Genomic DNA, 7,207 nt, shown 5'->3' with positions numbered 1-7,207 from the left:
GAAGGTCGAACTGTTGTCGCCGAGCCCGTTGACGCACACGACCAGCGGGCCATCATCCGGGCCGATCGACTGGTAGGCGATCCGGCCGTCCGCCAACTCCAGGAAGTGCGTATTCATCGTTCCCTCTTTCGAGATCAGTCCGGTCAACTTGAGTGAGCACTGCTCTCCACTGTGATCAGTGTACTGATCCGGGCGTCATATGCAAGAGCATTGCTCACTTTTATGAGCATTGATCAGAAGTGTCCGCTGATCCGCATGAGCGCTGCGGGAACCGCCAGGGCTGACCGAACCGGCCAAGCGCGGTCCCTCTGAATGCATGTGGGGCTGTCGTTTTGGGGTACACCCCAGCACCACAACCGCGACCGGGCCGGAACGCGCGTCATGAGCTCCCAGGACGCACCATGGCGCCATGCAGGTCGACATCGATGCCGAGCTCGCCGTGCTCGGCCCTGACCGGCTACCGGCCACTGTGCGTGCGCGACACGCTGTTCTGAAACCCGGCTGGCGTTGTGGCGGGCGAGGTCAGGGCTGGCGTGGGCGTCCGGTGAGGGCGGCGGCCGGGACGACCGCCAGGGCGAGCACGCCTCCGGCGAGAGCCAGGGTCGGATAGCTGGTGGCGGCGACGATGAGTCCGGAACCCATGCCGCCGGTGGCGCCGGCGATGGCGATGGAGACGTCCACCGCGCCTTGAGTTTTGGCTCGTGTGGCCAACGGCACCGTGTCGGTGATGATGGCGGTGCCCGCGACCAGGCCGAGATTCCAGCCCAGACCGAGCAACGCCAGCGCCAGAGCCAGCAGCGCGATGGAATCACCGGGCGCGAGGGCTGCGAGCACGCCCGCAGCCAGCAGCGTCACTCCGGACGCGGCGGCAACGGGTAGTCGGCCATAGCGATCGACGAGCCAACCGGTCACCGGGGACGGCAGATACATGGCACCGACGTGCACGGCGATCACGACACCGGCCGCGGCGGTGCCGTGGCCGTGGGCGAGCATGTGGACCGGTGTCATGGTCATGATCGCCACCATGATCAGCTGCGTCAGCGCCATCACGAACCCGCCCACGGTGACACCGGTTCCGGCCTTGTCGGCGAGTGGAGTTTCGGTGGCGGCCGGGGTCGAGGCGTCGAGTGTTCCCAGGTGGCGCGCCAACAGCAGGGGATCGGGGCGCAGCCAGGTGGCGAGCACGAGCGCGGCCAGCCCGTAGGCGAGCGCGGCGAGCAGGAACGGCCCGGCCAGATACGGAATACCCAGCGTCCGGGCCAGGGTGCCGGTCGGGGCGGCGAGGTTGGGTCCGACCACGCCGCCGAGGGTGGTGGCCACCAGCACGGTGGACACGGCTTGGCCGCGGTGGGAGGCGGTGGCCAGGTCGGCTCCGGCGTAGCGGGCTTGCAGGTTGGTGGCGGTGCCCGCGCCGTAGACGAACAACGCCAGGAACAGCAGGACCGGATTGTCCAGGACGGCGGCGGCGATCACGCCGAGGCTGCCGACCGCACCGGTGAGATAGCCGGCGGCCAGGCCGGGGCGGCGGCCGCAAGCGTGCGAGAGGCGCCCGACGGCGACGGCGGCAAGTGCCGATCCTGCGGTGAACAGCCCGCTGGGCAGTCCGGCCAGGCTGGTGGAGCCGAGCATGTCCTGGGCCAGCAACGCGCCGACGGTGATCCCGGCGGCCAGTCCCGCACCGCTGAGAATCTGCGCGGATACCAGGACGGTCAGGACACGGCGTTGCACTCGTGCGGTGTCGGGGAGGTGGGCATCGGCGGTGGTGTCGGTGGCGCTGTGGGACACGAGCGGTTCTTTCACTGGCAGGGCGAACCCGGGCGGGCCCTCACATGGGCCCGCCCGGGGGTGATGGGATCAGGAGCGAATGTTCCAGCGAGCCAGCCAGTCTCGCTCCTGCTGCTGTTTCTCCTCGTGGTAGACCGCCGACGGCTCGCGCAGGCTCACCTGGGGAGCGGGCACGGCCAGGAAATTGCCTTCGCCCTTGGCCGCCAGGCCCTCGCCGAGTTCCACATAGCACGCGCCCTCGCCGGTGAACCGGGTATCAGGGGCGTCGTAGCCCAGATAGCGGGCCACCTGGTGCGCGGCGACCTGGCCTTCGGCCTCGGCGAAGATCGCCGCCTTCGGCAATGGCTTGCCGTTGGCCAGCATCAGAACCGTGCTGTCACCCACGGCGAACACCCCCGATGCGGTGGCGGCGAGCGTGGCGGGATCGACCGGGATCCAGCCCGCCGGACCGAGGCCGGTCGAGGTGAGCGCGGCTCCTGGAGCATGTGGCGGCACGACGGCGAGCAGGTCGAAGGATTCGCTGGTGCTGTCGGCGAATTCGACCGTCCGAGCGTGCGCGTCGACGGCGGTGGCGGACCTGCCACCGTGGAATCCGATGCCCTTGGCCTCCATCATGGCCACCAGAGCGTTACCGACCTCAGCACCGGCCACCGGCATCGGCAGCGGGTCCGGGGTGACGACATCCACCCGTACCGCGCCGCTGGTGAATCGCTGGCCGAGTTGATCGGCGAGCAGGAACGCGGCCTCGAACGGCGCGGCCGGGCATTTGAACGGCACCCCTGCTACCAGCACCATGACCCGCCCCGACTCCAGCGCCTCGACCCGGTCGTGCAGGTCGGCGGCCCCGTCGACGGTGTAGAACTGGCCCACCACCCCGGTATCGAGGGCTTGCGGCAGGCCCGACAACCGGGCGGGGTCCAGACTCGCGCCCAGCGCGATCACCAGCGCGTCGTAACCGATTTCCCCGGCGGCCCCGCAGTCCACGGTCCGCGCGTCGAGGTCGATACCCGCGACCTCACCGGTGACCAGCTCGACCCCGGGCAGCGCCGCCGCCGTGGCCCGGGCGGTGACCTGGTCGGGGGTGCGCCAGCCGCGCAGCACCCACAGCATCGACAGCCCGAGGCTGCCGGTGAACGAGCGGTCGACCAGCACGATCCGATCCTCGGCGGGGAGGACCGTGCGCAGTTCGGCGGCGGCGGTCAGCCCGCCCACGCCCGCGCCGAGAACAACGACGGTTTTGCTCATGAGTCTGGTTTCCTCTTCCCGCTCGGTCAGACGTTGATGACCTGGTCGGCCCAGGCAGTCCATTCGGCCAGCTCCACCATCGACGAACGGTGTGCTCCTTCGATGAGCTGGTCCTCGGTCATGCCGCGGGCGTCCATACATGCCCCGCAGTTACCGATCTCGCCGCCGTTGTTCGTCAGCGCGGTGGTCATCTTGGCCAGGTTGTAGTAGCCGTTGGGGACCTTCTGCCCGGCGGTGACGGAGATGACCGCGTCGGCGAAGTTGAACACCCGCACCGCATGCCCCGCGTCGAGCATCTGCCGCGCCCAGCGGATGCCGTTGTAGGTGCGCTCGGTGCCGTAGGGCGGATCATGCAGGACGAACAGATAGTTCACGCGAATGCTCCCTCGATCGGGTCGATGTCGGTACCAGATGGCGAATACAATCACCACGTTCTACGTTGTTCCAAAGAACTATGGAATAATGTATTCCAAAGAGTATTGGAGAAGCAAGCGTGAGTGAACTGCCCGATCGCAAGGCCGCCCTTTTCGACGAGATCGCCCGCGTCGGCAAGGCGCTGGGCAACGGTCGCCGCCTGCAGATCCTCGACCTGCTCACCCAGGGGGAGCGCACCGTCGAGGCGATCGCCACCGCCACCGGCATGAACCTCACGACCGCATCGGCGAACCTGCAAGCACTCAAGGCCGGCGGGCTGGTCGAAGCTCGCCGCGACGGCACCCGCCAGCACTACCGCCTCGCCGGAACCGACGTAGCGCGACTGTTCGCACTCGTGCAGACCGTGGCCGAAGCCCATCTCGCGGACGTCGCTGTCACGGCCGCCGCCGTGCTCGGCTCACCCGAGGACGCGATCACCCGCGACGAACTCATCCGACGCCGCGACGCCGGCGAGATCACCCTCATCGACGTGCGCCCCCACGACGAATACGACGCCGGACACATCCCCGGAGCCATCAGCATCCCCATCGCGGAACTGGCCACCCGCCTCGCCGAACTGCCCACCGACCGCGACATCGTCGCCTACTGCCGCGGCGCCTACTGCGTCATGGCACCCGACGCCGTCCGTATCGCCCGCACCGCCGGCCGCGACGTCAAACGCCTCGACCAGGGCATGCTCGAATGGACACTCGCAGGACTACCGGTGGACGCCCCATCAGCCTGACCGGCATCCGCCATTCAGACAGCCACGCGCGTTCTGCAGCAGGGCTTTTCAGATTCCCGGGACCGAATCGACCGGGATGCCAGCCCGTCTCCCACTCTCGCGTTCGAAAACCTGTTCCGTTTGGGGCAGACCCCAGCACCACACCCGTAACACGGCCGAAGTGCGTCAAGTTGAAGTCCACTCCGGAATTTTCTGACACATGCACGCTGGGATCTCAGATGTCAACCTGACACCCTGGCTGTGGTCCGCGTAGCCACCCGGACCACAGTCCCGGAAGGTCATCGAGAGGGAGTCCGGTCATGCGCGTGGGGTACGTCAGGGTCAGCACGGTCGACCAGAACACCGTCCGCCAGCTCGACGGGATCGAGGTCGAGAAGACCTTCACCGACAAGGCATCGGGCAAGGACACCGCCCGGCCGAGGCTGGACGAGATGATCGCGTTCGTCCGCGACGGTGACACCGTCATCGTGCACTCGATGGACCGGCTGGCCCGCAACCTCGACGACCTGCGCCGCCTGGTCCGGTTGTTCACCGGCAAGGGGGTGCGGGTGGAGTTCGTGAAGGAGAGCTTGACCTTCACCGGCGAGGACTCGCCGATGGCGACCCTGCTGCTGAGCGTGATGGGTGCTTTCGCCGAGTTCGAACGCGCGCTGATCCTCGAACGCCAGCGCGAGGGCATCGCCGCGGCCAAGGCCCGCGGCGCCTATACCGGTCGCAAACCCGCCCTGACCGATGCCCAGGCCGGCCGGCTGCGCGAGCGTGCCGCGGCGGGTGAGTCGAAGTCGTTGCTGGCCAAGGAATTCGGCATCAGCCGCGAAACCGTCTACAACTACCTGCGCGCCGACATCGTCACCGGCTGAGCCGCCATTGCGTCGGCATCCCGGATGAGACGGAAACCCGTTGCCGCCGAAGCCGAGAAAAGTGGGGGCACCTCAAATCTGTGAAGTATCAACGTTTCAACTTCGTTGGTGGTTAGTGTCGGGCGAGCTGTTTCGATCGACCGGAGGTACTCGTGAAACGTTGCGTGGCAGGTCTTGTCGTGGCGGGTGGGTTGATGAGCGTTGTGCTCGCCGGGTCGGCGAGCGCCGACCCGGTGAGTGTTCAGAACGTCGCGAGCACCGGCAGCTCCGACCTGATGACGTCGATCATGCCGCCGGCCTGCGTAGGGAACGGGGACATCTATGCGACGGGATGCGGTCCAGGAGGCGTTCTCCTGTCCGACTTGCTCGACTTGCTCATCCTCGGTGCTGGTTCCACCTCCAGGGTGCATCCGACTCATTGACGAGGCATCGGGGCGTGAGGAACAGTGGCGCGGAATCCGGCGGTAGCGCGAGTCGACCTGGTGTTTGCGGCCGGGCGAGCCTTCGAAGTCGTCGGTACCGCGCATAGTTTCGAGGGTCGACCCACTGCCGACCCGTCAAAACACCAGGTCGCTATCCGAGCTGTCGCGCATAGCGAGTAACTATGCGCGGTAACCGCTAAGCGCCGGATTTCTCAACGATGTTCCTCGACCCCCTAGTAGCGATCGCGAGAATCGGTGATGTCCGCTGGGTAATCGATGGCGGCACGGAGACGAAACTCCAGCAAATGTGAAGTTTCGCCACATCCGTCACGGAGTTCTGGCCACGGGGATCGGGCGGGGATATGTTCGGGTTGTCCGTCGGCGCGCCAGAGACGTGGGTTGTCGAGGCGAGGCTGAACGGCTTCGTTGCTTTCGCGAGACGGTCGATCCCAAAAGGGTGGGGATCTCGTCGACCGGAGGACGACCAAATGAACAGCTTCCCGACATCGGCTTCCAGGATCGGCCGAGTGCGCTCACGACCGGCCGAGGATCCATTCCCGCCGGCGACGATTCTGGTGGTCGAGAGCAACCCGGCCGCAGCGGAGATGCTGGTCATGGTGCTGGCCACGGCGGGCTACCAGACCGTTTCGACGGCAAGCGGTGAGCGGGCTCTGAGCACCCAGGCGAAGCTGAAACCGGATCTGATCGTGGTGGGGCCGTCACGGACCGATATGTACCCTGCTGCGCTGTGTGGTGCGCTGCGGGCGCGTACCGGCGCCCCGATCCTGGTCCTGAGCAGCGACATCGACACCGGAACCGTCGAACAGGTCCTGGCCGCCGGCGCGTGGGAATGCCTGCTGGTCCCGATCCCGGCCCGCGACCTGCAGACCCACATCACCGCCCTGCTGCACTCCTCCCGCGGCCGGAAGTCGATCGCGATCGCCGTCTGAGGCCGCCGCGCGGCCTGCACGGGTGGACGGATTCGATTGGTTGCGTGGCCGAAGCTGGCATACTTCCCGAATCCCGCTTTCCCGTCGACGGCAAGCGCGGTGAATTATGCCCGTGCGCTATGAAAGCCGGTGATGAGGACCATCAGATCAGAGAGCTTGTCGCTCGCCTGGGCCGCAGGTATCCCCGGCACACCGGCGAGGCGATCAGGGCCGCCGTCGGTGAGGCGCATCGGCGTTTCGTCGGCCTCCCGGTCCGCCATTTCGTCCCCCTGTTGGTGGAGCGCATCGCCGAACAGGCACTGGCCACAGTCCGCTGACCGTCCGGCCCGCCTATGAGCGAGGACCCCGAAACAGCACAAGCTCGGGTGTTTCTCGTGGAGCTGGAAAGGCACGCACAGACGGTGGCCCGCCGGCGCGCAGCAGCAGGAGCGGGCAGTCACGACGCGTTGACCGCGGAGCTGAGCGACATCCGCCGCCAGATCGACAGGATCTGGCGGCGATTCCCCGAGCTGCGGCCCGAACGCCCGTGACCGGACCGCGGGCCGCGTACGTCGGGTTGCATCGATCGGTCTCGTTGCCACGACTCGAGACGGCCGGGCTGTCGTTTGGGGCCCGGACCGACAGCCGTTCGGAAACGATGGCTGACCGCCCCCGGCCAGCGGGTCAGTTGCGCTCGGGAATCGCGATTTCAGCTGGTGAGTGGTCGAAGCGCAGGCCACGCCAGGACGGGTGGCGCAGGCCGGTGGCGGTGCGTTCGCGGTAGGCGACATCGCCGACCAGGTGCGG

The 7,207-nt window shown here is 67.4% G+C and carries 8 protein-coding genes; 5 read left to right on the top strand and 3 right to left on the bottom strand.

Annotated features, from left to right (window positions below; genetic code table 11):
* Positions 1–522: 522 nt before the first annotated feature.
* From ACIRRA_RS45190 to ACIRRA_RS45180, 3 genes are all read right to left on the bottom strand, one after another.
* A complete protein-coding gene (locus ACIRRA_RS45190; RefSeq protein WP_402782066.1) occupies positions 523–1,785 on the bottom strand; it encodes an MFS transporter in 1,263 nt (420 codons plus the stop codon).
* A 69-nt stretch (positions 1,786–1,854) separates the two neighbouring features.
* Positions 1,855–3,030 (bottom strand): NAD(P)/FAD-dependent oxidoreductase, encoded by a 1,176-nt coding sequence (locus tag ACIRRA_RS45185; RefSeq protein WP_402782063.1) that lies wholly within the window; start codon positions 3,028–3,030, stop codon positions 1,855–1,857.
* Between the two features lie 26 nt (positions 3,031–3,056).
* The gene (locus ACIRRA_RS45180) at positions 3,057–3,404 is read right to left on the bottom strand and encodes a DsrE/DsrF/TusD sulfur relay family protein (protein WP_402782060.1); all 348 of its coding nucleotides are present in this window, start codon (positions 3,402–3,404) and stop codon (positions 3,057–3,059) included.
* Between the two features lie 119 nt (positions 3,405–3,523).
* Between ACIRRA_RS45180 and ACIRRA_RS45175 the strand changes: the two genes are divergently transcribed.
* The 5 genes from ACIRRA_RS45175 to ACIRRA_RS45155 all read left to right on the top strand — a co-directional run bounded on the left by ACIRRA_RS45175 (position 3,524) and on the right by ACIRRA_RS45155 (position 6,951).
* Positions 3,524–4,189 (top strand): ArsR/SmtB family transcription factor, encoded by a 666-nt coding sequence (locus ACIRRA_RS45175; protein ID WP_402782057.1) that lies wholly within the window; start codon positions 3,524–3,526, stop codon positions 4,187–4,189.
* Between the two features lie 299 nt (positions 4,190–4,488).
* A complete protein-coding gene (locus ACIRRA_RS45170; protein ID WP_402782054.1) occupies positions 4,489–5,049 on the top strand; it encodes a recombinase family protein in 561 nt (186 codons plus the stop codon).
* Positions 5,050–5,998: 949 nt separating this feature from the next.
* On the top strand, positions 5,999–6,421 hold the full coding sequence (locus tag ACIRRA_RS45165; protein ID WP_402782051.1) for a PleD family two-component system response regulator: 423 nt from the start codon (positions 5,999–6,001) through the stop codon (positions 6,419–6,421).
* A gap of 119 nt (positions 6,422–6,540) precedes the next feature.
* Positions 6,541–6,738: a three-helix bundle dimerization domain-containing protein gene (locus ACIRRA_RS45160; RefSeq protein ID WP_402782048.1), complete on the top strand. Its 198-nt coding sequence runs from the start codon at positions 6,541–6,543 to the stop codon at positions 6,736–6,738.
* A 57-nt stretch (positions 6,739–6,795) separates the two neighbouring features.
* Positions 6,796–6,951: a hypothetical protein gene (locus tag ACIRRA_RS45155; protein ID WP_402782045.1), complete on the top strand. Its 156-nt coding sequence runs from the start codon at positions 6,796–6,798 to the stop codon at positions 6,949–6,951.
* Positions 6,952–7,207: the final 256 nt, after the last annotated feature.

This window comes from Nocardia sp. NPDC101769, assembly GCF_044766925.1.
Classification (GTDB): domain Bacteria; phylum Actinomycetota; class Actinomycetes; order Mycobacteriales; family Mycobacteriaceae; genus Nocardia.
The sequence above is the reverse complement of the archived record's forward strand: the minus strand, read 5'-3'. Positions and strand labels throughout refer to the sequence as shown.

Excerpts from the sequence above, each read along its gene's own strand:
- ACIRRA_RS45185 (WP_402782063.1), bottom strand. The coding sequence starts at position 3,030 with ATGAGCAAAACCGTCGTTGTTCTCGGCGCGGGCGTGGGCGGGCTGACC.
- ACIRRA_RS45170 (WP_402782054.1), top strand. The coding sequence starts at position 4,489 with ATGCGCGTGGGGTACGTCAGGGTCAGCACGGTCGACCAGAACACCGTC.
- ACIRRA_RS45160 (WP_402782048.1), top strand. The coding sequence starts at position 6,541 with ATGAAAGCCGGTGATGAGGACCATCAGATCAGAGAGCTTGTCGCTCGC.